We start from the raw sequence: 25,310 nt of genomic DNA on the forward strand, positions 1-25,310 counted from the left end.
GCCCGCCTGGCAGCGCACTCGCGGTCCCATGCAAGGGATGCACCGAGTCGCATCCACGGCATCCCCCGACCCCTATCCCGCCAGCGCCCGCCGGCCCCGCCTGGGCCCTTCCCAGCCCCTGCGGGCGTTCTCGCGCTTGTCTCGATCGAGGGTTTCTGCTCTCATCGAGCGATGCGTAGTTCGACTCGTCTTCGCTGCCAAACCACCGCATTTACCCTCGCCACCCTCGCGGCGATCCACGGATGCGGCGACGCGGGCAGCAGCACGGCGAGCGACGGCACTGCCACCCAGGGCCCGGGCCCGACCGGCACCGCCGGGACGATGACCGGCACCGGCACCGCCACCGAGACCTCGGGCGACGTGCCCACGGGCACCGGCACGCAGGGCGAGACGCAGGGCACCACCACCACCGCGCCGACCACCACCGCGCCGACGAGCACGACCACCGCGACCACCACCGAGGGCGTCACGGTCACCAGCACCGACGGCACCGCCACCACCGCGACGACGACCACCACCACGGGCGGCATGAAGCTCGACATGGGCGGCCCGCCGGTCTGTCCGCCCGACGATCAGCCCGTCACCTTCGATTACATCTGGATCGCCAACACCACCCAGGGCACGGTCTCCAAGATCAACACGATGACGGGCGTCGAGGAGGGCCGCTATTACACCAACGCGGTGCCGGGCAGCGGCGAGCCGTCGCGCACCTCCGTCAACCAGTTCGGCGACGTCGCGGTCAGCAACCGCAATCCGGGCAGCGTCACCAAGGTCATGGCATTGCCGGAGAAGTGCGTCGACAACAACGGCAACGGCGTGATCGACACCTCGACGGGCCCTGGCGACATTCGCCCGTGGGGTCAGGACGAATGCGTGGTGTGGCACACCGCGCTGCCGCTGGCCGACGGCTATTACGGCGGCGCGCGCCCGACCGCGTGGGAGGGCGTGGCCCAGGACCCGGTCACCTGCGAGACCCCGGTCCCGCGGCTGTGGGTCGGCTACAAGGACATCAACGGCATCGCCCACTTCGCGCGCCTCGAAGGCAACACCGGCGCGATCCTCGACGACGTCCAGCGCCCCGGCTGGACCACCAACACGTTCGGCCCCTACGGCGGCGCCGTCAACTCCGCCGGCGACCTGTTCGTCATCGGCTACGACAACGAGGTCTCGATCCGCATCGACGCCGCCACCCTCGCGATCGAGGAGCTCGGCCTCTCCCCCGGCCAGTACAAGTACGGCATGGGCGTCGACCAGAACGGCAACATGTGGGTCGGCAGCTTCTCCGGCACCGATCACATGTACTTCTACGACCCGGTCGCCAAGCAGTGGCAGGGTATGGGCAACGGCGGCAACAACGGCGGCGGCGCGCTCGGCATCGCCGTCGACGACGAGAACCGGGTGTGGGGCGCCGCCAACGGCCCGTGCCGCCTCATCGAGCTCGACGGCGACACCAAGACCTGGACCAACCAGAACATCACCCTGCCCGACTGCGGCTCGCCGTGGGGCGTCAGCATCGACAACGAGGGCTACGTATGGGTCGTCGACAAGGCCAACAAGGCCTACAAGGTCGACCCCGACACCTATGAGATCAAGCTCGTCGTCACCGGCCTCGTCAATCCATATACCTACTCCGACATGACCGGCCAGGGCCTCAAGCTCGTCCTCCCGCAGTGACGCGGGCGCGCGCTCGCGGGCACCTCGCCGCCGTCAGCACGTACACGCCGGCGGCCCGCAGAACCGGCCCACGAGATGCAGCAGGTCGTCGATGTCGATCGGCTTGCTCAGCCCTTCCAGGCCCATCTCGACCGCCTTCTCGGCCACGCGGTGATCGCCCGAGACCACCACCACCGGGACCCCGGCGATCGCCGGGTCCTCGCGTTGCTCGGCGCGGAACTCCTGCCCGTTCATCACCGGCATCATCAGGTCGAGCAGGACCAGGCACGGACGGACCCCGCTGCGCAGCGCGTCCAGGGCCTCCTGACCGTTGCCCGCCGCCGCGACGCGATACCCCGACACCTCGAGCACCGTCTGCAGCGTCTCGCAGACGTCCGGGTCGTCGTCGACGACGAGCACCAGTCCGCCCGTCTCCTTGTTCTCGACCGTCATGACTGTGGACCTCCGACCGTCGCCGCGGGCGGCGCCGCGCTCGTGCACGGCAGCTCGACGATGAACGTCGTCCCCTCGCCCGGCGTGCTCGTGGCGCGGATCGTACCACAGTGGCCCTCGACGATCCTGCGGGCGATGTAGAGGCCCAACCCCAGCCCGCCGTAGTTCTCCGCCGACACGCCGCGCTCGAAGCGTTCGAAGATCCGCGGCAAGCGGTCCGGGTCGATGCCGATCCCGTGGTCGCGGATCGTCAACCGGGCCACGTCGCCGGTGCGCTCCACCGCGATCTCGATCGGCCCCCCGGCCCCGAACTTGGCCGCGTTCGAGAGGATGTTGGAGACGACCTGCTCGAGGCGCGAGCGGTCCCAGCGTCCGACCACCGGCGCCGGGGCCTCGATCGTCGCCGAGCTGCCGGCGCGCGCCAGGTCGGGCTGGAACCGGGCCACGACCTCGCGCACGAGGCCGCTCAGCTCGACCTCGGCGAGCGACAGCGCGAGCTGCCAGGTCTCGATGCGCGACACGTCGAGGAGGTCGCCGATCAGCCGGTTCATCCGCCCCGACTGACGGATCGCCAGGTCGAGCAGCTTGCTCGTGACCTGCGGATCGAGCGGCTTGCCGGTCGGGGTCGGCTTGACGATCGTCTGCAGCGCGAGGGTCAGCGACGTCATCGGCGTGCGCAGCTCGTGCGACGCGACCGACAGGAATTCGTCGCGCAGCCGCAGCGCCGCCTGGGCCTGGCGGTAGAGCCTGGCGTTGTCGATCGCCATGGCCGCGCGGCGGGCGAGCTCCACCAGCAGCTCGAGGTCGGCGGCCGCGTAGCGGAAGCCCGGCCGCGCCGCGCCGAGCGTGATGGCGCCGATGATCCGCGAGGCGGCCGGGAGCGGCGCCACGATCGTGGTCACGACCCCGAGCTTGCGCAGCAGCCCGACGTGGTCCTCGTCGACGAAGTAGCGCGAGAAGTTCTCGTCGGTCATCTCGATGAGGAGCGGCGTGTTGGTGCGGATCGCCGTCGACGACGGGTGCGGTGAATCGAGGCGCGGCGGATAGCGAGCGCGCATCTCCTCGAGCACCGCGGCCTGCATCGGGTTGCTCGGCGCCGACGTGCGGCGGCGGATCTCCTGGCCCTCGACGACATCGATCGCGCACCAGTCGGCGAACGAGCCCACGCACAGGTCGGCCAGGCGATGCAGCACCTCTTCGTAGTCGAGCGACTCGCCGAGCAGCTTGCTCGCGTCGCCGAGGAACGCCGCGCGCCGGTGGTCCGCCTCGGCCGCCTGCCGCGCCGCCTGCTCCTGCGTCAGCAGCGTCGCGTTCTCGAGCGAGATGGCGGCCTGCGCGGCCAGCAGCTCGAGCACCGTCAGGTGCTCGCTGCGGAACGCGCTCGGGACCAGGCTGTTCTCGAGGTAGAGGACGTCCTGCACCATACCGCGGCGGCGGATCGGGAAGCACAGGAGCGAGCGCGGCTGGACCTGCGCGACGTACTCGTCGAGGCCGAACCGACCCGGGTCGGCGCGCGCGTCGTCGAGGAGCACGCGCTCCCCGGTGCGATGGACGTATTGCACGATCGACGCCGGCACCAGCCTGGCGAGCTCCTCGGGCCCGCGGCGGCGCAGATCGGCGCGCATCCCCGCCTCGTCGAGCGTGGCGCTGGCCTCGAGCGTCAGCTCGCCGTGCCGGACCCCGATGAGGTGCGCGGTGTGGGCCCCGCTCTGTTCGAGCACCACGCTGAGCAAGCGGCGCAGCAGCTTCTCCTGCACGATCTCGCTCGAGATCGACTGCGACGCCTTGGTCACCGCCAGCAGATCGATGTGCTCCGCAGTGACCGTGTCGCTGGCCACGCAACCGCCCGGCGGCGCCTCGGACAGGCCCTCCTCCTGCTCGTCGAGCTGGCGGACCTTGCCGTGCGCGCCCCACCTCAAGTAGCTGGCGCGCGCCGCGTGCAGGTGCGTCTCCGCCAGCATCTCGAGCCCGCGGTCGCGGTAGAAGCGGGCCAGCAGCTCGTCGGCGATCGCCTGGTTTTGCACGAAGCCGTGCTCGCGCGCCCCCTTGAGCGCGCGGTCGTAGCATTGCAGGGCGTCGCGCTCGCGGCCCTCGAGCCGGGCGATCTCGGCCGAGACCAGCGCGTGCTTGTGGCCGAAATTCTGCGGGCAGGAGGCCGCCCACTCCGCCAGCTTCGCCTCGTGTCGCGCCAGCACCGCGAGCGCCTCGCGCTGCCGCACCGGCGCGGCGGGTGACACGTGGGCCGCCAGCGCCAGCGCGTAATAATACCAGTACTCGGGCTCCTGGATATGCGCCAGCGAGCACCACAGCAACGGCGCCGCAGCGTCCCCGGCCGCCAGCGCCGCCGCGTAATCGCCGCTGAGGAACAGCCCCTGCAGCTTCATGATGAAGTACCAGCACTTCACCACCGTCCACGGCGACGCGGTCATCTCCGCCTGGTACGCCTCGTCGTCGAACACCTCGTCGCTGAAGCTCGCGCGGCTGCGGGTCCGTCCCTGGAGGTTGCGGACCAGCCGCTGGATCCCGACCAGCACCTGCGACGAGCCGCCGAAGTTCGCGTTGCGCGTGAAGTCCAGCCGGCGCTCGAGCTCCCGGTCGACCTGGTCGAGCGGCTCGCCGAGCACCAGCAAATCAGCCACGTAATGATTGCAGCAGTAGCAGGCGAACGTGATGTCGCCGGTCTGGAGCGCCGTCTGGAACGCGATCTCGAGGTAGCGCAGCGCGCCGCGCAGGTGCTGCGTCCAGAAGCAGATGCAATCGCCGAAGATGCAGTGGAGCTTGGCGCGGTACGCCACCAGCCCGAGCCGCTCCGCCAGGTCGTACCCCAGCTTGCCGAACTGGTACCCCTCGCGATAGCGGCCGAACGACGGGCCCAGCACCATCCCGAAGTACGCGTAGCCGAGCGCCGAGGCCTCGCCGTTGCCGTGGCGCAGGCTGATCTCGACCATGCGGCAATAGCAGAGGAACGGCAGCTCGGGGTCGGTGTTGAGCGCCGGCGCGAACAGCACCGCGAGGATCCCGAGCGCCGCGCGCATGTCGGGGTCGACGAGCGGCGGCAGATCGACGAGGTCTTCGATCCGCCGCTCGCCGAGCGCGTCCTGGATCGTCTGCAGCTCGCGCTGCACCTGCGCGCGCGTCGGGTGGACCGGCACCTCGACCCCGAGCCACCGCAGGCCCTCGATCCCGCGCTCGACCGCGGTGCGGAGATCCTGCCGGCTGGTGAACAGGTCGACCTCGACCCGCCGGATCTCCGCGCGCTCGCGGCGGGTTTGCGCGTGCTCGAAGAGCGCCGCGAATTGCGACTCCGCCGCGTCGAATCGACCCTGCAAATATTCACACTCGGCCCGCCCGAACCCCAGGGAAAAGGCCAGCGAGTGCTGCTCGTCCCACGCCTCGGCCCCGAGCAATCCGTTCCCGGCCGAGTAGTAGCGGACCGCCGCGTCGTAGGCGGTCGCGGCCTGGGCCTTGCGTCCGGCCGCCAGGTGGAGCGCTGCGACCCGCACCTTCTCCTCGCTCGGCTCGAGCAGGTGCGCCCCCGCTTCGAAGTGACCGGCGACCTCGAACAGCTGCGCCTCGAGCTCCTCGCGCGCCAGGCGAGCCAGCAGCGCCCGCCCGATCCGCAGGTGGACGGCGGCCCGCTCCGCCGCGGGGATCAGGCTGAACGCCGCCTCCTGCACGCGGTCGTGGACGAACTTGTAGGTGTCGCCGTCGCGCAGCACCAGCCCCGCCTGGACCGCCGCCGACAGGTCGCGCCGCACCTCCTCCTCCGACCGCTCGGCCAGCGCCGCGAGCAGGCCGAGCTCGGTGACGCCGCCGAGGCAGGCGGCCAGCTCGAGGGCCTCGCGCGCCGCCGGCGACAGGCGCTGCAGCGTCTTCACCACCAGCTCGGCGACGTTGCTCGTCGACGTCTTGGCCTGGATCCGCGGGATGTCCCCCGCCCACGTCCCGGATGCCAGGTCGAGCGCGATGAGCCCCTCCTGATGCAGCATGTTCAAGAATTGCAGCGCGAAGAACGGGTTGCCGGCGGTCTTGCCGTGGATCAGGCGAGCGAGCGCCGCCGCGTCGCGGACGCGCCCGCCGAACGTCGCAGTGACGAGCGCGGCGAGGTGCTCCTCGGACAGCGGCCCGAGGAAGATGTCGCACACCGCCACGTTGGCCGCGCGCGCCCTGGCGAGCGCCGTCATCAACGGATGCGACGCGCTCACCTCGTTGTCCCGGTACGCGCAGATCCACAGGAAGTAATGGATGTCGGGGTGCGTGACCAGGTGGGTGAGCAGCGCCAGGCTGGCCGAATCGACCCATTGCACGTCGTCGAGGAACAGCGCCACCGGGTGCTCGCGGGCCGTGAACACCCGGAGGAATTGGCGAAACACCAGGTGGAACCGGCTCTGCGCGTCCGACCCCGACAGCTCGGGCACGGGCGGCTGCTCGCCGATCACGAGCGCGAGCTCGGGGATGATGTCGACGATCAGCCGCGCGTTCAGGCCGAGCGCCGCCGTCAAGCGCCCGCGCCACTCGGTGACGCGCTCCTCCGGCTCGGCGAGGATGTCGCGGACCAGGGCGCGGAAGGCCTGCGAGATCGTCGCGTAGGGGATCCCGCGCTGGTACTGATCGAACTTGCCCGAGAGGAAGAAGCCATGGGCCTGGACGATCGGTCGCTGCAGCTTGTGGACCAGCGTCGACTTGCCCACCCCTGAATAGCCGGACACGCGCACGACCCCCGGCCCCCCGGTCTCGACCATCGCCTCGAACGCCCCGCGGAGCGCCGCCAGCTCGCGCTCGCGGCCGTACAGCTGCTGCGGCACGCGGGGCCGCTCCGACAGGTCCTCTTCGCCGAGCGTGAACGGCTCGATGCGCCCGTGCGCGTGCCAGGCCGCCAGGCACCGCTCGAGATCGCGGCGAAGCCCGCGTGCGCTCTGGTAGCGGTCCTCCGCGACCTTGGCCAGCAGCTTCACCACGATCGCCGACACCACCTCCGGCACCGACGGGCGCAGCGCCGCCGGCGGCGTGACGCGGCGCGCCACGTGGCAGTGGATCCATTCCAGCGGATCGCTGGCGCGGAACGGCAGGCGTCCGGTCAGCATGCGGTAGAACGTGACGCCCAGCGAGTAGAGGTCGCTGCGGAAGTCGAGCGGGCGGTTCATCCGCCCGGTCTGCTCCGGCGACATGTACGGCAGCGATCCAGTCAGGATCCCGGCCGTCGGCGCGAGCCCCGACTCGCGGTGCCGCGGCGACGCCACGCCGAGGTTGGCCAGCTTGACCTCGCCGCGCACCGGGTCGACCACGATGTTGTCGGGCTTGAGATCCTTGTGGATCACGTCGCGCCGGTGGAGCTCCTCGACCGCCCCGGCGATGCCGATCGCCAGCGACAGGAAGCGCTCGATCGGCAGCGGCGTCGCAGTGAGCAGCTGCTCGAGGAACGTCCCCTCGAAGTGCTCGAGCACCAGCGCCGGCATGCCGCGATACGTGTCCAGGGCGATCGGCTTGACCGTCCCCGGGATGTCGAGCGACCGCCCGAGCTCGTACTCCGCCCGCAAGCGCTCGAGCTCCCGCGCCGGACGCAGCCGTGGGTCGAGCGTCTTGATGACGACCGCGCGGTTGTCCTCCACCCGAACCGCGCGGTAGATGCCCGCGCCTGCGCTCTGACTGAGCAGTCCGGTGGCGCGGTACTTCGCCGGGTCGGCTGCCCCTGCGTCGCCCATGCAGATACCGTGGCGTGGCCCGCCGGGGAAAACCACCAGGTTCGCCCGTGCCCCTCGGCCCCGCTCGGCGACGCGCGCGTCGAAGCGCCCTCTCGTCCGTCCGCGTGCTGCGCCGAACCCCGTTCGCCCTAACTCTCGCGCGCTCGCGGGCGGCCCGCCCGCGGCCCCCTGCACGCGCGTGCGCTCGTTCACCTCACGCGATCGCCCCGCGCAGCCGCAGCCGCAGCCGCACGAACCACGCGAACAGCTTGAACGCGAGCGATTCCGGCGGCGGCAGCGGCCGCACCCGCGTGTTGTGAAACGCAGTGATCGTCCAGCCCTCGCCGGCGCGGACCAGCACGTAGGTCTGCCGGGACAACCGGTCGGCCGGGATCCCGCGCTGCCACGGCCACACTGCCCCGCCGATCGCGTGGGCCACCGCCACGTCGTGGCCGATCCGGCGCACGTCGGTGACCTCCCCGCGCAGGCTCGTCCCGCGCAGCACCGTGGCGAACAGCGCCGCGTGGGCCCGCTCGACCTCCGCCCGCCCGCGCGCCAGGCCGCCGTCGAACGTCACGTAATCGACCTCCGGCGCGAACAGGGCCGCGAACGCCCGCGCGTCGCCGCGGCTCCACGCCTCGAAGGTCGCCAGCACATGCCCGCGGATCTCCGCCTCGTCGGTTTGCATACGACCGGAGTAGCCCTGGTCAGCGATGACGACCAGTGATAACTCCTCATCTTATATATCACTGGCGGTGATACTCGTGGACCTCGCAGCGATCGACCTCAACCTGTTCCTCGTCCTCGACGCAGTGCTCACCGAGGGCAGCGCCACCGCGGCGGCGCGGCGCCTGCACGTCACCCAGTCCGCGGTCTCGAACGCCCTGGCGCGGCTGCGCGAGGTCGTCGGCGACCCGCTCGTGGTCCGGCGCGGTCGCGGCCTGGCGCCGACCCCGGTGGCAGTCCAGCTGCAGCCGCGGATCGCCGCCGGCCTGCACGAGCTGCGGGCTGCCCTCGCCGCCGGCCGCGAGTTCGACCCTGCCACCACCACGCGCCGCTTCTCCATCGCCCTCACCGACAACCAGGAGGTCTCCGACCTGCCGCGGATCGTCGCCCGCTTCGAGCGCCAGCTCCCGCGCGCCTCCTTGCAGGTCGTCACGGTCGAGCGGCTGATCGCCAGCGACGGCCTCGCCGCCGGCCTCGTCGACCTCGCCCTCGCCCCCGCCGCGGTCACTGCACCCGGCCTGCGCCAGACCCCGCTCTACAGCGAACAGGGCGTCCTCGTCGTCCGCCGCGACAACCGCAAGGTCGGCCGTCGCCTCGACCGCGCCGCCTTCGAGGCCACTCCCTACGTCGACGTGCAGATCCTCGGCGAGGGCGGCCACGGCCACCGCGTCGCCCGCGACAACCTCGCCCGCGCCGGCCTGCGCCGCCGCGTCGTCCTCACCGTCCCGCACTTCATGGCCGCCGCAGTCGCCGTCTCGCGCACCGACTGGATGACCGGCCTCCCGCGCCGCTTCGCCGCCGAGGTCAGCCGCCGCCTCCCCCTGCGCACCGTCGCCGCCCCGCTCGAGATCGTCGACTTCCCGCTCGCCCTGCACTGGCACGCGCGCACCGACGCCGACCCCGGCGCGCAGTTCTTTCGCGCCCTCGTCGTCGCCGCCCTCCGGCCCCCGGCCTCGCGCGCGCGCTCCTGATCCGACCTGCCCCCGGGGCCATGTCTATCGAGGCGCCGCGTCAATCGGCCTCGAAGATCACCCGCTCGAAGTCACCCGACCCGTTGAGGTTCTCGGTCGTGCCGCAGCGATAGCCAGTGCCGATCTCGTTGCCGAGGGTGTGCCAGCACAGGCGCATATTGGAGTTGGCCTCCGGACCGCCGAATTGAGTGTCGCACTCCGTACGATTCACCGCATCGCCCGCCTGCGCGAAGCCCCACGACCAATTGTCGCTGAAGTACCAGGCGACCCCGTTGGCCTCGTGCTTGCCGGTGAGCTGGGTGCCGACGTCGAACAGAACGTCCGCGCGCTCCCCCATCGCCAGCAGCTGGAAATTGGGCGCGCCGACCTGGCGACAGGCCATGAGGAGCTTCGACCCGGTGCAATCCTGGCCGAGGATCGTCCCGGTGAGGTCGGGCTCGGACTCGCCGTAGATATTCGAGAAGCACTCGGTCCAGCCGACCAGGTCGCCCGCGGGCACGTCCGCCTGCGGTCCCTCCGCCCAGTACATCGGCTCCGGGCCGCCACCGTCGTCATCGTCATCGTCATCGTCGTGGTCGTCGTTATCGTCGTGGTCGTCCTGGTCGTCGTGATCGTCGTGATCGACCTCGCAATTTTGAAGATAGGGGATTGTGCACAATAGGCCGCTCAACGCGATCGTGGTGAAGTTCATGGGATTCTCCGGGCGCCTCGAATATGCGACACGTCGCAGGGGCGGCAACGATGAAGGTTGACGCCGCGCACGTCTCTCCGCCCCTACTCGAGCACGCCCCGAGCCCACGGCGTTCTGCAAGCTTGTCCAACACGCTCGCGCTCGCGCCACGAAGTTCCCCGCGCACCCGGCCGCGCCGAAAGCTCGCGAGAAAGCGTCGATGCGACGGCCAGCCCTGGCCGTCGCATCGACGCCGACGTCCTGCCTTTCGGGCGCGCTCCCGAACGGAGCCGAGTCCGGCGCGGCGGCTCCTCACGGCTGCAGCCGTGCCCGGGGTCCGGGGAAGGGCCGGCCGCGAATTAGAGACAGGATGGGCGCGAGGAACGAGCGTCCATCCTGTCGGTCAACTCGCGGCCGGACCTTCCCCGGACCCCCCGCGAGGCGCAGCCGGCAATTAGCGAAGCCCCCGCGCTACTCCCCGAGCCTCAGGTCAAGCTCGCGCGCGCAAAGTTCGTCAGCGCAGCGAACGTCTCGAAGCGCTTCTGGATCGTCGCCGCATCGAGCCCCTTCAGCCGGTCGTACGAGAACCCCTCGACGCAGAACGAAGCCATCACCGACCCGTAGATCATCGCGGTGCGCAGCGAGGCCCCGCTGGTCTCCACCCCTGGGCGGGCCAGATAGCCCATGAAGCCGCCCGCGAAGCTGTCGCCAGCGCCCGTCGGGTCGACCACGTCTTCGAGCGGCAGCGCCGGCGCCGAGAACATCTCACCGTCCGCGTCGAACAGCAGCGCCCCGTACTCACCGCGCTTGATCACCACGTTGCGGGGACCGAGGGCCCGGATCGCGCGGGCTGCCTTCACGATGTTGTGCTCGCCGCTGAGCTGGCGGGCCTCCTCGTCGTTGAGGGTCAGCACGTCCACGTTCTTGAGCACCGCCTTGAGGTCGTCGTTGGCGATCGAGATCCACAGGTTCATCGTGTCGAGGCCGACCAGGCGGGGCCGATGCATCTGCGCGAACACGTCGCTCTGCAGGCGCGGCTGGATGTTGGCCAGGAACAGGAACTCGCTGCCGCGGAACTCGTCCGGCAGGCGCGGCTGGAACTTCTCGAACACGTTGAGGTGCGTCTCGAGCGTCGTCCGGTCGTTCATGTTCTCGTGGTACTGGCCCTTCCAGCGGAAGGTCAGCCCGTCCTGCACGATCTCGAGGCCAGAGGTGTCGACGCCTGCGGCCTTCAGGTCGGCCACCGCGTAGTCGGGGAAGTCGCGCCCGACCACGCCGACCAGCCGCACCTGGGACAGGTACGACGCCGCCATCGCGAAGAAGGTCGCCGACCCGCCGACGCTCTCGGGCCGCTCGGCGCGGGGCGTGATGATCCAGTCGATGGCGACGCTGCCGACGACGACGAGGTGGGGCTTACTGACGGTCATGGCTCTCTCTTCGTTGCTGTTCGTTCAAACATGCCTGAAAGGACAGGCATCGACGGACATGGGCACTGGCACATGTCCTCTGGGACATCTCACTCCGGCGCCTGCAGCAGGTGGCCCGCGATCAGGTCGAGGCGCTTGCGCGTCTCGGCCGGGATCCGCGCCTTATCGGTGATGAGCGCGTGCTGCAGCGCCTGCGGGTACGGCAGCTCCGCGGTCGACGCCGGCAGCTCCGCGGCCACGCGGGCGATGAGCCGGCGCGACAGCGCCACGTTGGCCTTCAGCACCGCGATCACGGCCTCGACGCTGACCTCGCCCTCGCTCTGGTGCCAGCAGTCGTAGTCGGTGGCCAGCGCGACCAGGGCGTAGGCGATCTCGGCCTCGCGGGCGAGCTTCGCCTCGGGCAGCGCGGTCATGCCGATCACGTGCGCGCCCCACGAGCGGTACAGGTTGGACTCGGCGCGGGTCGAGAAGGCCGGGCCCTCCATCACCACGCAGGTGCCGCCGACGTGGACCCGGGCGCCCTCGGCCTCCGCCGCGCCGGCGACGCGGCGCGACAGCCCCGCGTCGACCGGATCGCCCATCTGCACGTGCGCCACCAGCCCGCCGCCGAAGAAGGTCTGGGCGCGGCCGGCGGTGCGGTCGATGAACTGGTCGGGGATGACGACGTCGCCGGGCGCGATGTCCTCGCGCAGCGAGCCGACCGCCGACACGCTGAGCAGGTGGGTCACGCCGAGCTGCTTGAAGCCGTGCACGTTGGCGCGGAAGTTGATCTCCGACGGCAGCAGCACGTGCCCGCGGCCGTGTCGCGGCAGGAACACCGCGCGCACCGGCGGCAGACCGTCCGCCCGCGGCAGGAGCCCCACGGTGTAGACGTCGGACGGTCGTCCGAAGGGCGTCTCGAGCGCGACCTGCTCGACCTCTTCGAGCCCCTCGATCTCGTAAAGCCCCGAGCCGCCGACGACTCCCAGCACCAGACGATCACGGGCCTCGGGCGAAGCAGGATGCGGGGTCGACATCGGCGGCGAGGATACCGGCGGCCCCCCGACGCGCCAAGCGCCGTTGCGCGCGACCCCTCACGCACGATACACAGCGGTCACGGCACCCGAGTTCCATCACGACCGCCGCGGCTGCGTCGCCGCCGGTCACCCCGTCACCGCAGCGGCCGCCATGCACGCGCTCGCGGCCGGGGGCAACGCGTTCGACGCCGTGCTCGCCGCGCTGATGGCCGCGTGTGTCGCCGAGCCGGTGCTCGCCTCGCCCGGCGGCGGCGGCTTCATCCTCGCGCTCCCGGCCGGCGGCGAGCCGCGGCTCTACGACGCCTTCGTGCACACGCCGCGCGTGCGCCGGCCGCAGGCCGAGGCCAACGCGCGCGAGGTGATCACCGACTGGGGCACCGCGCAGCAGGCCTTCCACATCGGGGTCGGCTGCGCCGCCACGCCGGGCCTCGTCGCCGGCATGTTCGCGGTCCACCGCGAGCTCGCGCGCCTGCCGATGCCCGTCATCGCCGCCCCCGCGGTGCAGGCCGCCCGCGACGGCATCGCAGTGTCGCCCTTCATGGCCTACCTCATGACGCTGGTGGCGCCGATCTACCTCGAGCTGCCGGCCGCCCGCGCGATCTTCGGCGATCCGGCGGCCGTGGAGGGCGGCGCGCCGACGCCGGTCAAGGCCGGCGGGCGCCTCGTCAACCCTGTCCTCGGGGACATGCTCGAGCAGCTCGCGCGCGAGGGCGAGGACCTGTTCTACCGCGGCGACGTCGCCGCCGCGATCGTCCGCCAGAGCCGCGAGGCCGGCGGCCACATCACCGCCGACGACCTCGCCGCCTACCGCGTGCAGGCCCGCGCCCCGCTGCGCCTGCGCTACCGCGACGCCACCCTCCTCACCAACCCGCCGCCGGCCGCCGGCGGCCTGATGATCGCCTTCGCTCTCGCCTTGCTCTCGGGACATGGCCTGAAGGACATGGGCTTTCAGACAGCCGAGCACACGGCCCTGCTCGCCCGCGTCCAGGCCGAGACGGTGCGCGCGCGCGCCACCGCCGGCCCGCCGCGCGAGGGCGTCGAGGCGACCTGGCTCGGCGGCGACCTGCTGGCCGCCCACGCCGCGGCGCTGGCCGGCCCGCTGCGCAGCCGCGGCACCACCCACGTCAGCGTCATCGACGCCGCCGGCAACGCCGCCACCGCCACCGTCAGCAACGGCGAGGGCTGCGGCGAGATCGTCCCCGGCACCGGCATGATGCTCAACAACATGCTCGGCGAGGACGACGTCAACCCGCCGGGCCCGCACGCCTGGCCGCTCGATCAGCGCCTGGCGTCGATGATGTCGCCGACCGCGATCATCGGCGACGACGGCAGCCTGCTGGTGTGCGGCAGCGGCGGCTCGAAGCGGATCCGCACCGCCGTCCTGCAGGTCGTCTCCAACGTCCTCGACTTCGGCTTGCCCCTGCCCGCCGCGATCGCGGCCCCGCGGATCCACGTCGAGGACGACCACGTCAGCTTCGAGGCCGGCCTCAGCCCCGCCGCCGCCGAGACCCTCGCCGGCCTGTTCGCCCGCACCACCGCCTGGCCCGGCCTCAACATGTTCTTCGGCGGCGTCCACACCGTCCAGCGCACCAAGGACGGCCGCCTGTCGGGCTTCGGCGACCCCCGCCGCGACGGCGTCTGCCTCGGCGGCGAGTAAGCGGCGCCTTCGGCGGAGCGGCGCGCGCCGTCGCTCTCATGTCCTTTCAGACATGTCCTTTGCGCCATCCCGTTGCCTCGGCCGCACCAGCGACGCAGCGCACGGCAGCACCAGCAGCGTCAGGAACAGCGTCGACACCAGCCCGCCGACCACCACAGTCGCCAGCGGCCGCTGCACGTCGGAGCCGATCCCGGTCGCCCGCGCCGCGGGGACCATCCCGAGCAGCGCGACCAGGATCATGAGCAGCAACGGGCGCACCGCCCGGGCGGCCCCCTGCACCGTGTCCTCGCCCGCGTCGCCGCCGGCCGCGACCGCGCGGATCGACTCGACCAGCAGCACCCCGCTCATCACCGCCACGCCGAACAGCGACACCATCCCGACCGCCGCCGACACGCTGAGGTGGATCCCGCGCAGCCACAGCGCGAGCACCCCGCCGAGCAACGAGAACGGCACGCACGCCAGCACCAACAGCGCCCAGCGCAGCGAGCGGAAGGTGAAGCACAGCAGCGACAGGATGATGCCCAGCGTCAGCGGCAAGATCACCACCAGACGTCGCCGCGCCCGCGCCAGGTTCTCGAACTGCCCGCCCCACTCGACCCGGTAGCCCGGCGGCAGCTGCAGCGTCGCCTGCAGCCGCCGCTGCGCCTCGGCGACGAAGCTGCCCTGGTCGCGCCCGCGGATGTTGGTGCGCACGGTGACCTGGCGGTGGTTCTCGCGCCGGGCGATGATCGTCGCGCCCTCGACCAACTCGATGTCGGCGACCTCGGCCAGCGGCACCCGACCGCCGCGGCGCGGCGTGATCATCAAACGCCCGATCGCCTCCCCGCTGGCGCGCGCCTCCGGGATGAACCGCAGCGCCGCCGCGAACCGCCGCGAGCCCTCGTACACCGTGGCGATCGGCCGCCCGCCGATCGCCAGGCTCACCAGCTGCTGCACGTCCGACACGTCGACCCCGTAGCGCGCCATGTCGGCCCGCCGCAGGCGCAGCCGCAGCTGCTCCTGCGCCGCCTCCTGCTCGATCGCGGTGTCGGCCGCCCCGGCGATCCCGGCCACCAGCGCGCGGCTCTGCACCGCCAGCCGCCGCAGCTCGTCGAGGTCGGGGCCGCGGAGGATGATCGCCAGATCGGCCGACGACCCGGTCGCCGCCTCGGTCGCGTTGTCGAGGATCGGCTGGGTGAAGCTGAACGTGGCGCCGGGGATCGCCGCTCGCAGCCGCCGCGCCAGCGCCTCGACCAGGTCGGCCTTGACCTGTCCCTTCGGCCACGTTTCGTACGGCTGCAGGTCGACCAAAAATTCGTTGCGGTTGGGCCCGTACGGGTCGGTGCCCGAGTCGTTGCGCCCGGTCTGCGAGGCGACCCGCCGGACCTCGGGCGACTGCAGCACCAGGCCCCGGATCGTCGTCGCGATCTCGGCCGACTTGAACAGCGACAGCCCGCGCGGCAGGTTGCAGCGGATCCAGATCGACCCCTCGTCGAGCTGCGGGAGGAACTCGGTGCCGACGCGGCGACCCACCAGCACCAGCGCCGCCACAGTCATTACCGCCGCCACTGCCACCACCGGTCTGGCGCGCCGCACGAGGCGCCGGACCAGCCCCGCGTAGCCGGCCGCGATCGCCGACATCACCCGGCTGGGGCGGCTCTTCACTCCGCGGCGGAACACGTAGCTCGCCAGCACCGGCGTCAGCGTCAGGCTCAGCAGCAGCGCGCCGAGCAGGGCAGTGCTGACGGTGAACGCCATCGGCGTGAACAGCCGCCGCTCGACCCGCTGCAGCATGAACAGCGGCAGATACGCGGCGATGATGATCGCCAGCGAGAACCCGATCGGCCGCGCCACCTCGCGGGCCGCCGCACCGAACTCGCTCGGCTCGGCCGGCGCCCGCGGGTCGGGCCGCTGCTGCAGCCGGTGCACGATCGCCTCGACCATCACCAGAGTGCCGTCGACGATGATGCCGAAGTCGAGCGCCCCGAGGCTCAGCAGGTTGGCCGGGACCCCGGCCAGCTTCATGCACACGAACGCGAACAGCAGCGACAGCGGGATCATCAGCGCAGTCAGCAGCGCCGCGCGCACGCTGCCGAGCAGGAGCACCAGCACGAACACGACGATGGTCACCCCCTCGGCCAGCGTGCGCGAGACCGTGCGCAGCGTCCGACCGACCAGCTCGCTGCGGTCGTAGAAGCCCTCGATGCGGGCCCCGGCCAGCTCCTCGCCGGCGTTCAGCGCGTCGACGCGGGCGTGGATGCCCCGCAGCACCTCGCTCGGGTTCTCCCACCGTCGCATCAGCACCACGCCCTCGACCCCGCCCTGGGCCGCGTCGAGGCCGAAGATCCCGGTCGGCGGCGCCGGGCCGATCCGCACCGTGGCGGCGTCGCGGACGAAGATCGGCACCCCGTCGTCGACCCCGACCAGCGTCGATGCGATGTCCTCGGCGGTCTGCAGCTGGCCGACGCTGCGCACCGCGATCGACTGCTGACCGTTGTCGATCACCCCGCCGCCCGCGTTCTCGTTGTTGTCCTCGATCGCCGCCGCGATGTCGTCGATCGACAGGTGGAACTTGTCGAGCGCGAGCGGGTCGAGCTCGACCTGGTACTGCCGGACCTCGCCGCCGAACGTGACGACGTCGGCCACCCCGGGCGCCTGCAGCAGCCGCGGCGCCACCACCCAGTCCTGCAGCGTGCGCAGCTGCATCGTCGTCAGCGTGGCGCTCACCAGGTGGTAGCGGAACATCTCGCCGATCGCCGTCGACATCGGCCCGAGCGACGACTCCACCCCCGGCGGCAGATCGGCGTCGCGCAGCTTCTCGAGCACCACCTGGCGCGCGACCAGATCGTCGATCGCGTCGTCGAAGGTCAGCTCGACCACCGACAGGCCGAAGATCGTCCGCGAGCGGCGGCCGATCACGTGCGGCACGCTGCCGAGGGACCGCTCGATCGGCACCGTGACCAGCTGCTCGACCTCCTCCGCCGCGTAGCCCGGCAGCGTCGTGATCACCACCACCTGCGTGTCCGACACGTCCGGATAGGCCTCGATCTTCAGCGTCGCCAGCGCGTACGCCCCCGCCGCGCTCCACACCCCCGTGGCCAGCAGCACCGCGAGGCGGAAGCGCAGGGCGAGGAGCGGCAGCCGCGTCAGCATCGATCCTCACTCCGACGGCAGCAGCAACAGTCCGCCGTCGACCACCACCCGCTCGCCGACCTTCGCCCCCTCCGCCAGCCCGAGCCACTCGCCGCTGCGCGCCCCGATCCTCACCGCCCGCACCTCGAAGCGGCCCGGGCCGCGCTCGACCAGCACGACGTCGCCGCCGTCGCGGTGCAGCACCGCCGACTGCGGCACCGCCGGCATCGACGTGGTCGCCCGCGAGTGACGCACGCGACCGAACATCTCCGGGCGCAGGCGGCCGTCGGGGTTCGGCAGCGCCGCCTGGACCTTGATCGTCCGCGTCTTCGGCTCGACGGTGTCGGCGATCCGCACCACCCGGGCCGCGAACGTCTCGCCCGGGTAGGCCGCCAGCTCGGTCTGCATCGACTCGCCGAGCGCGACGAAGCGGATCAGGTTCTCCGGCACGTCGGCCGTCACCAGCACCGCGCTGAGGTCGGCGATCGTCATCAGCGGCTGGGCCGTGTCGGAGTGGAACTCGCCCGGCGCGACGTGCAGCTCGAGCACCTTGCCGGCGATCGGCGCGCGCACCGAGATCGTGTCGCGCCGATCGCCCGCGACCAGCCCGAGCAGCCCGAGGTGCCGGCGCGCCTGCTTGCGATCGGCCTCGCTCCGCACCACCGCCGCCCGGGCTTCGGCGTGGGCCGCGTCGACGTTGTCGACCTCCTTGCGCGCCACCGCGTCGTGGGCGAAGAGCCCGTGGACGCGCTCGCGGTCGGCGGTGGCCTTGACCAGCCCGGCCCGCGCCGCCAGCACGTCGGCCTCGGACTGCTCGTAGTGGGCGATCGCCGCGTCGGCCTCGGGGCTGTCGAGCACCAGCAACACGTCGCCCGCCGCCACGCGATCGCCCACGCGGACATCGACCTCGCGCACGCGCCCGGTCACCGGCAGGAGCACGTGCGACAACCTGCCCGGATCGATCTCGAGCTGCGCCGGAGACACCACCTCGTCGGTCGACAGCTCGCGCGCAGTGACCCCGCCGATCTTCAGGCTCGACAGCATCGGCGAGTCGGCCGGCAGCTCGATCTGCGGCGAATTGCTCGGCACCGCCGCCGGCGCCGACGCGGCCTCGCGCTGCGGCGTCCGCGGTCGACACGGCCCGAGCGAGCCGATCAACCACATCGCGATCCACCACCCGCGCGCGCTCACTGCCATCCTCCGCTCGCCGTCACCGCCTCGATCTCGTACAGCGCCCGGGCGAACGAAGCCCGCGCCTCGTTGTAGGTCCGGCGCGTGTCGTTGTGGGCCCGCTGGGCGTCGATCAGCTCGATCAGGCTGGCCTCGCCGCGGCGGTACGCGTACTCCGCCGTCGCCAGCACCTGCTCCGCCCGCGCCAGCATCCCGCCCTCGAAGCTCGCCAGCAGCTCGCGCGCCACCTCATAGGCCACGTGGGCGTTCGCCGCCTCGATGCGGATCGCCTGTTCGACCGCCAGCGCCCGCTGATCGGCCTGCGCCGCCTGCTGACGGGAGCGCTCGATCTGCCCCTGATTGCGGTCGAACAGCCGCAGCGGCACCACCACGAAGAACCCGAGCGAGTTGCCGGTGCCGGCCAGACCTTGCTGGCGCCGCGCCTCCACGCCGACGCTCAGGTCGATCTTGCCCTCGGCGATCTGGCGGCGCACGTCGAGCTGGGTGAAGCGCTGCTCGTCGTGCGCCGCCCGCAGATCGGGCCGCTCACGCAGCGCTTGGGCCCGGATCTCCGCCAGCGCCCGCGGCGTCACGTCGGCCCGCATCTCGCCCGTGACGGAGATCGCAGCCGCCGCCTCGGTGCGGCCGAGCAGCAGCGCCAGGTTGTTGCTCGCGACCCGCTGCGCCCCCTCCGCCTGCCGCAGCTCGTTGCTCGCCTGCAGCTCGGCGATCTGCGCGCGCGTCAGGTCGACCTTGGCGAGGTCGCCGTTGGCGACGCGGACCTCGTTGAGCGCGACCACGCGGGCGTACAGGTCGCGGTGCACCTCGGCGAGCTCGACCGCCGCGGCCGCGTACTGCACGTCGACGCAGGCGCGCTGCACGTCGCGGACCAGCCGGCGGACCGCGTCGCGGAGGCGCTGCTCGGCGACCGCCACGCCGGTCTCGGCGACCTCGATCCGGCGCTTGCGCTTGCGGCCCACGCGGAACAGCCAGTCGGTGCGGACGAAGAACTCCTCGGGGCCGGCGTGGTTGACGTTGTCGTAGTGCGTGCCGAGCAGGTCGAGGTGGTCGGCGCCGACGCTGAGCGTCGGGTTCAGGCGCAGCCGCGCCGTGACGATCTCGGCCCGCGCCAGCGGCACCTCGTATCTCTCGGCCAGGAGCTCCAGGTTGTGCCCCAGCGCCTCGCCGACCGCCTCCTCCACGCTCATCACCTCCACCGGCGTCAACGGCGCCGCGCTCGCCTGGCCCGAGAGCCAGATGAGCACGAGCCCCGCCCCGCGGACGCGGAGCCGGCGCGCACGGGCATGCGAGCGAGACACACGACGGTGTTATGCCGACGACCCGGGCCGGCAAGCGGGCGCCCGGTCGCGCCCGCAGCCGGCGGCCGGACGGCGAGCTGGCCCCCGGGACATGCTCGTTCGGACAGCTCGAGACTCCCGCCCGCAGACTGCTCCCCGCGAGAACATGCCCCGAGGGCTCGCCCGCTTTGGACCCCGCCTCACCCGGCCTGGTCTTCCGGACATGACCCGAAGGACATGATCGTAAGCGCATGTCCGTGAGCACATGCCCTTTCAAACATGTCTCGCGCCCGTCCGGCGCCCCGACTCGGCCGGCCCGCTCAGAACGAGCCGCGCAGGCTGAGCCCGACGAACCCCGGCGCCAGCGCCGGCGCGAACGCGGTGCTGGGCTGCGAGCGGCGCTTGAGCCCGACGACCAGCAGGGCCACGCCGGCGCCCGCCAGCAGCGGGGCCAGCACCGCTCCGGCGATGGTCATCGACTCGGCCGCCTTGCCGCGGTCGAGCAGGTCCTGGCACGACGGCGACGGCATGCTGAGCACGCACATGTTGGCCGGGTCGTCGAACTGCTTCTCGATCGAAGAGACGCGCGCCCCGCCGACCCCGGCCACGACCGCCGCGCCCACCCCGAGCCCGATCATCACCCCGCCGCCGATCGCCAGCCCCTTCCACGGCTTCGGCTCCGGCAGGTCGTCCGGCGACGGCGGCGGCAGCTCCTCGGGGCCCTCGACCGCGTCCGGGACCGATGGCTTCTCGGCCGCGGCCGCCGCTTCGGCCTCGGCCAGCCGCTGCTTGAAGTCGTCGCGCGCCGCCACGATCTTGGAGCTGATGGGCGTCTCGGTCCCGTACGCGCGGGTGAAGCCCTCGCAGTAGGCGTCGAGCGCCTGGGCCGCCTCGCGCAGCGCCTCCGGCCGCTTCTCGCCCTGCAGCCCGCGCGTGAACGCGTCGACCACGTACTCGTAGACCGCGGCGCGGTTGTCCCGGTGGGCCGTCGTCTCCTTGAGGTTGGCCGCCGCCGCGATCCACGTGCGCGCCGCCTCGAGGTTCTCGCCGCGGTCGAACTTGGCCTGTCCCTCGGTGAACCCGGCCTCGAACGCCGCCAGCGCCTTCGCGTCCTGAGCGGGTGCCGCCAGCGCCGGCGACGGCGCCAGCAACGCGAGCGCGGTGAGGAGAGACAGGACCCGAGAGGGACGCGTGGCGTGCTTCATGTCGTGTGGGGGATGTCCGAAAGGACAGGGCAGATCGGACCGGTGCGCGGCGCAGTCGCAGTCAGCAGGGCGCCTCGGGGGGCGAGGGCCGGGCTGCGGGCAGGGCCGAGGGGGGCGGCCCGTCCGGGCCCGCACAGGCGCGGTCGACCTCGACGAGGGCGAGCGACCAGTTGCGGGCGAAGCGGCGCGACATCCGGGGAAAAACCGGCGCGAGTGTACAACACCTGCGCCCGCCGAGCGTCGCGCTGATCCGCGCCGCCGGCGCGCCGCCGGCCCCTCGCAGCCGCTGCACGGGCCGCTTCCGGGGCCCTCGAGGCCGACCGCCACCTCGCTGCAGCGCGCCGCCCTCGTCCGGCTGACTGCGACACCTTCGCCTTCGTCGTCGCGGCCCGGTCGCTGTCGCAAGCTCTCGCGTCGACCTTCGCCCTGTCATCTCCGTCGCGTCCGCCAGCCTCGTGCGACGAGCCTGAGGCCCGAAGCCCCGAGGTCGGCGCACGTGCACGAAGATGGGCCCGGCGCGGCGGTCGCTGCCCGTGAACCGCAGCCGGCGGGCAGCGCCGGGGACCCACATCACGGCCGACATCCGGGGAGGATCCCGGACACCTGCACTGACGGCGATCGATCGCCGCGAGCACACCCCAGCAGGTCGACGTTTCGCCGCCAACATGGCAAAAGACACCGTTTTAGCGCAGATCCGCCCGCCCGGCGCACCGGCGCCCGCACCCGGCCTCGCTCCAGAACGGACTTCGTTCTAGCGTGCAGAACGGCCACGGCTGGTGTAGGTAAGCGAGACCAGGCATGCCAGTCGAGGCTCAGCAGGACGCGCTCGTCGGAACCGTGCTCGAAGGACGCTTCCAGGTCGAGCGTCTCCTCGGCGAAGGCGGCATGGGCCGCGTCTACGTGGCCGACGAGCTGCGGCTGCGTCGCCGCTGCGCGCTCAAGGTCCTGCTCCCCGAGCTCACCGAGGACAAGGACTGCGTCGAACGCTTCCTGCGCGAGGCCCAGGCGATCGCGCAGATCCACCACGAGCACGTCGTCGACATCTACCACCTCGGCGAGGACGTGAACTCCGGCGTGGTGTTCTTCGCCATGGAGATGCTGGTCGGCAAGGACCTCGAGACGCGCCTGCTCGAGCGCAGCCGCAAGCCGCTCGGCTGGCAGCAGGTCACCCTCTGGATGGAGCAGGTCGCCAGCGCCATGGCTGCGGTGCACGCCGCCGGCATGATCCACCGCGACCTCAAGCCGTCGAACGTGTTCCTCACCGCCAAGCGCGGCGGCGGCGAGCAGGTCAAGCTGCTCGACTTCGGCATCGCCAAGACCGCCCACCACGCCGCGCTGACCAGCACCGGCGCGGCCCTCGGCACCCCGTTCTACATGTCGCCGGAGCAGATCCTGGCGCAGGCGCTCGACTCGCGCACCGACATCTACTCGTTCGGCGTGGTGCTCTTCGAGGCGCTGGCCGGGCGCATGCCGTTCATCGGCGAGCCGATCCAGGTCGCCATGCAGCACTGCAACGTGCCGCCGCCGACCATCCAGGCGATAAACCCCGACGCCGGCGTGCCGGCCGAGCTCGACGCCTACGTCCAGCGCATGCTGGCCAAGGACCGCGACGCTCGTCCGCAGACGATGGACGAGATCGAGGCCGTCCTCCACGACCTGCTCGCGGCCCACAACCATGGCCCGCGCCCGAGCACCGGCCCGCTGCCGATCGCCGCCCCGGTGAGCGCCGGCCTCCAGGACTCGGCCCCCAATCACTTCGGCCCCGACTCCACGCTGCAGAGCACGGCCTCGACCCCTGCGGCCAAGACGGTGCTCGCGGGCTCCACTCCCGCCTCGGGCCTGCCGCGCGTCGACACCCGCACCAACCTCGACAACCGCCGCCCGCCGGCCTCCACCGTCGAGATTCACTTCGACGCCGGCGAGCCCCGCGCCGGCCGCAACAAGCTGCTCGTGCCGGTCCTGGTCGGCGCCGCCGCGCTGGTGGGGCTGCTCGCGTTCGTGTTCAGCGGCGGCGACGACCCCCCGGCCCAGCCGCCGCTCCCCGTCGCCGCGCCGCCAGTGGCTAAGACAAACCCGCCCGAGCCGGTCAAGCCGCCCGCCCCGCCGGTCCAGCCCGACCCGCCCAAAGTCGAACCTGTCCCGACGGACACCCCCGGCGCCACCGCCGGCGAACCTGTCCCTTCGGACACAGCCGGCGAGCCCAAGGTCGAGGACCCCAAGGGCAAGAAGAACCCGGTCGTCAAGACCGGCGACAAGGCCGGCGACAAGCCGCAGGACCCGATGGCCAAGCTGCGGCGCGCCGCCGAAGGCTGCCGCAAGACGCACAAGGCCGTGAAGGGCCCCAAGATCACCGTCGACTACGCCACCGGCAGCGACGGCTCCGTCACCCGCGCGGTCCCCTCGCAGCAGGACGCCCTCGGCAAGTGCCTCGCCGACGCCGTCAAGGCCACCAAATTCGCGCCCCAGCTCAAGCTCGGCCTCAAGATCGATCTCTAGCGCCCTGCCCGCTGCCAGCGACAGGCGCTGTCATGTCCGCATGCTCGCGCGCACTCGTCCTCGCCCGTGCCGGCATCTCGCGCGCACCGGCGACGCGAAGCCCGGCCCTGCCCGCGAGGTCATGAGCGCCGCCGCCGCTCACCTGCCCTGCGTTTCATGACCCAACCACCATGACCGAAAGAGCATGACCGTGAAGACATCCCAGCTGTCCCTCGCGTCATCCCTCCTCCTCGCCGCCTGCTTCGACCCGGTCGGCAGCGACACGACCGCCACCGGCGGCAGCGACGGCCCCGCCACCACCAGCAGCGCCACCACGGTCGAGACCGGGAGCACTGTCAGCGGCGAGGGCCCGGGCACCAGCCCGGGACCCACCGGGCCCACCAGCGGTGAGGAGGGCACCGTCACCCTCACCGGCGACACCTCGACCGGCACCGACACCACGGGCGAGCCCTGCACCCTCGACGTGTGCCCCTGCGACAGCGCCTCCGAGTGCCAGCCCGGCCAGCAGTGTCACGAGGGCAAGTGCGTCGAGTGCATCGACAGCGCCACCTGCAACGGCCGCGTGTGCGACCCCGTCGACCACGTCTGTCGCGCCTGCCGCGAGCATGACGAGTGCCCGGAGACCGCCTGTGAGCTCGACGACGGCGTCTGCTTCCCCGAGGACAGCACCAGCCACGCCTTCATCGACCCCACCCTCGTCTGCGGCGAGCAGTCCTGCGCCAAGGATCAGCCGTGCTGCTCGATCGGCCAGGCCATGAACCAGCACCAGGACGCGGTGCACCTCGTCGTCCACCTGCTCCCCGGCACCTATTCGACCGGCATCCACCTCGTGCAGGGCGGGCGCAAGATCGCCGTCCTCGGCAGCGAGCTCACCACCTTCACCGTCGACGTCGAGCCCGCAGTCCTCCTGGGCGACGAGATGCAGGACCTCGCCATCGACAGCGAGCTCTACGTCTCGCAGATCCGCATCGAAAACGGTCAGGGCGCCGCCGCAGTCCGTTGCCGCTCCTCCGCCCAGCTATGGCTCGACGACGTCCGGATCGTCGCCTACGGCGGCCGCGCCATCTCGACCGCCGACTGCACCACCGTGGTCCGCCGCAACCAGCTCGCGCAGAACGTCTACTCCGTCCACATCGCCGAGGGCACCACGTTGCGGCTAGAGAACAGCCTCGTCGCCCACTTCAACATGGGCGCCGCGCTCGAGATCGGCAACGCCAGCACCGCAAACCTCCTCTACACCACGCTCGGCGACGTCACCCAGCACGAGTCGGGCCTGTTTGTCTGCCTCGACGGCACCGCCGGCCTCATCGCCCGCAACTCGGCGCTCTTGAGCCACGGCGTCGTCAACACCTTCTCCTGTGCCTCCAGCGCGGCCCAGCTCGAGAACTCGGTCGTCAGCGCCTCGGAGCTGGAGAACGTCGAAACCAACACCAGCGTCATCCAGCCGCAGGACGTCCCGCAGATCTTCATGAGCTGGAACGGCGGCGACCTGCACGTGTTCGCTGACGGCGGCCCGCTCGCCGGCGTCGCCCGCTGGAAGCAGGGCGACCCGCGGACCGACGTCGACGGCGATCCGCGGCCGCTGATGGACGGCGCGCCCGACGTCGCCGGCGGCGACCGCCCGCCGGGTTGACCGTGACCTAACTCCGACCGGGTCGCCTCCGACGCGGCCCGTTCGCGCGGTCGATCGCCCCATCACGCCCGTGCATGCCCCTGTCGCCCGCCCGAAGCGCGTTCGCGCACCAGACGCACATGCACTCGCATTGCAATTGCAGT

15 protein-coding genes are annotated in these 25,310 nt (G+C 71.9%); 5 read left to right on the plus strand and 10 right to left on the minus strand.

What is annotated here, in order from left to right:
• The first annotated feature begins 171 nt into the window (after positions 1 to 171).
• The gene (locus OV090_RS03685; protein ID WP_267702067.1) at positions 172 to 1,674 is read left to right on the plus strand and encodes a hypothetical protein; all 1,503 of its coding nucleotides are present in this window, start codon (positions 172 to 174) and stop codon (positions 1,672 to 1,674) included.
• A gap of 33 nt (positions 1,675 to 1,707) precedes the next feature.
• Here the strand turns inward: OV090_RS03685 and OV090_RS03690 are convergent, their stop codons facing one another.
• From OV090_RS03690 to OV090_RS03700, 3 genes are all read right to left on the minus strand, one after another.
• Positions 1,708 to 2,106 carry a response regulator gene (locus OV090_RS03690; RefSeq protein ID WP_267702068.1) on the minus strand — a complete coding sequence of 133 codons (399 nt, stop codon included), beginning with the start codon at positions 2,104 to 2,106 and terminating at the stop codon, positions 1,708 to 1,710.
• Positions 2,103 to 7,808, minus strand: coding sequence for an ATP-binding sensor histidine kinase (locus OV090_RS03695; RefSeq protein WP_267702069.1), 5,706 nt, complete (start codon positions 7,806 to 7,808; stop codon positions 2,103 to 2,105). Before OV090_RS03695 ends, OV090_RS03690 begins: the two co-directional genes overlap by 4 nt.
• Before the next feature lie 193 nt (positions 7,809 to 8,001).
• Positions 8,002 to 8,475: an SgcJ/EcaC family oxidoreductase gene (locus tag OV090_RS03700; RefSeq protein WP_267702070.1), complete on the minus strand. Its 474-nt coding sequence runs from the start codon at positions 8,473 to 8,475 to the stop codon at positions 8,002 to 8,004.
• Between the two features lie 67 nt (positions 8,476 to 8,542).
• Between OV090_RS03700 and OV090_RS03705 the strand changes: the two genes are divergently transcribed.
• A complete protein-coding gene (locus tag OV090_RS03705; protein WP_267702071.1) occupies positions 8,543 to 9,484 on the plus strand; it encodes a LysR family transcriptional regulator in 942 nt (313 codons plus the stop codon).
• Between the two features lie 40 nt (positions 9,485 to 9,524).
• Here the strand turns inward: OV090_RS03705 and OV090_RS03710 are convergent, their stop codons facing one another.
• From OV090_RS03710 to mtnP, 3 genes are all read right to left on the minus strand, one after another.
• The gene (locus tag OV090_RS03710; protein ID WP_267702072.1) at positions 9,525 to 10,175 is read right to left on the minus strand and encodes a hypothetical protein; all 651 of its coding nucleotides are present in this window, start codon (positions 10,173 to 10,175) and stop codon (positions 9,525 to 9,527) included.
• Positions 10,176 to 10,639: 464 nt separating this feature from the next.
• The gene (locus tag OV090_RS03715) at positions 10,640 to 11,581 is read right to left on the minus strand and encodes a PfkB family carbohydrate kinase (RefSeq protein ID WP_267702073.1); all 942 of its coding nucleotides are present in this window, start codon (positions 11,579 to 11,581) and stop codon (positions 10,640 to 10,642) included.
• Positions 11,582 to 11,670: 89 nt separating this feature from the next.
• Positions 11,671 to 12,597 (minus strand): S-methyl-5'-thioadenosine phosphorylase, encoded by a 927-nt coding sequence (mtnP, locus tag OV090_RS03720; protein ID WP_267702074.1) that lies wholly within the window; start codon positions 12,595 to 12,597, stop codon positions 11,671 to 11,673.
• Positions 12,598 to 12,748: 151 nt separating this feature from the next.
• Between mtnP and OV090_RS03725 the strand changes: the two genes are divergently transcribed.
• Entirely contained in the window at positions 12,749 to 14,254 is a 1,506-nt protein-coding gene (locus tag OV090_RS03725) for a gamma-glutamyltransferase (protein WP_267702075.1), read from the plus strand.
• A gap of 36 nt (positions 14,255 to 14,290) precedes the next feature.
• Here OV090_RS03725 and OV090_RS03730 read toward each other — a convergent pair whose 3' ends face one another.
• The 4 genes from OV090_RS03730 to OV090_RS03745 all read right to left on the minus strand — a co-directional run bounded on the left by OV090_RS03730 (position 14,291) and on the right by OV090_RS03745 (position 21,038).
• Positions 14,291 to 17,386 (minus strand): CusA/CzcA family heavy metal efflux RND transporter, encoded by a 3,096-nt coding sequence (locus OV090_RS03730; protein WP_267702076.1) that lies wholly within the window; start codon positions 17,384 to 17,386, stop codon positions 14,291 to 14,293.
• 6 nt (positions 17,387 to 17,392) lie between these two features.
• On the minus strand, positions 17,393 to 18,556 hold the full coding sequence (locus OV090_RS03735; RefSeq protein WP_267702077.1) for an efflux RND transporter periplasmic adaptor subunit: 1,164 nt from the start codon (positions 18,554 to 18,556) through the stop codon (positions 17,393 to 17,395).
• A complete protein-coding gene (locus tag OV090_RS03740; RefSeq protein WP_267702078.1) occupies positions 18,553 to 19,854 on the minus strand; it encodes a TolC family protein in 1,302 nt (433 codons plus the stop codon). Before OV090_RS03740 ends, OV090_RS03735 begins: the two co-directional genes overlap by 4 nt.
• A gap of 299 nt (positions 19,855 to 20,153) precedes the next feature.
• Complete coding sequence (locus OV090_RS03745; protein WP_267702079.1) at positions 20,154 to 21,038, minus strand: hypothetical protein; 885 nt, start codon at positions 21,036 to 21,038, stop codon at positions 20,154 to 20,156.
• Between the two features lie 798 nt (positions 21,039 to 21,836).
• Here OV090_RS03745 and OV090_RS03750 point away from each other — a divergent pair.
• A complete protein-coding gene (locus tag OV090_RS03750) occupies positions 21,837 to 23,534 on the plus strand; it encodes a serine/threonine-protein kinase (RefSeq protein ID WP_267702080.1) in 1,698 nt (565 codons plus the stop codon).
• Between the two features lie 184 nt (positions 23,535 to 23,718).
• Complete coding sequence (locus OV090_RS03755; protein WP_267702081.1) at positions 23,719 to 25,167, plus strand: hypothetical protein; 1,449 nt, start codon at positions 23,719 to 23,721, stop codon at positions 25,165 to 25,167.
• Positions 25,168 to 25,310 lie beyond the last annotated feature (143 nt).

This window comes from Nannocystis sp. RBIL2 (assembly GCF_026626745.1).
Taxonomy (GTDB): Bacteria; Myxococcota_A; Polyangia; order Nannocystales; family Nannocystaceae; genus Nannocystis.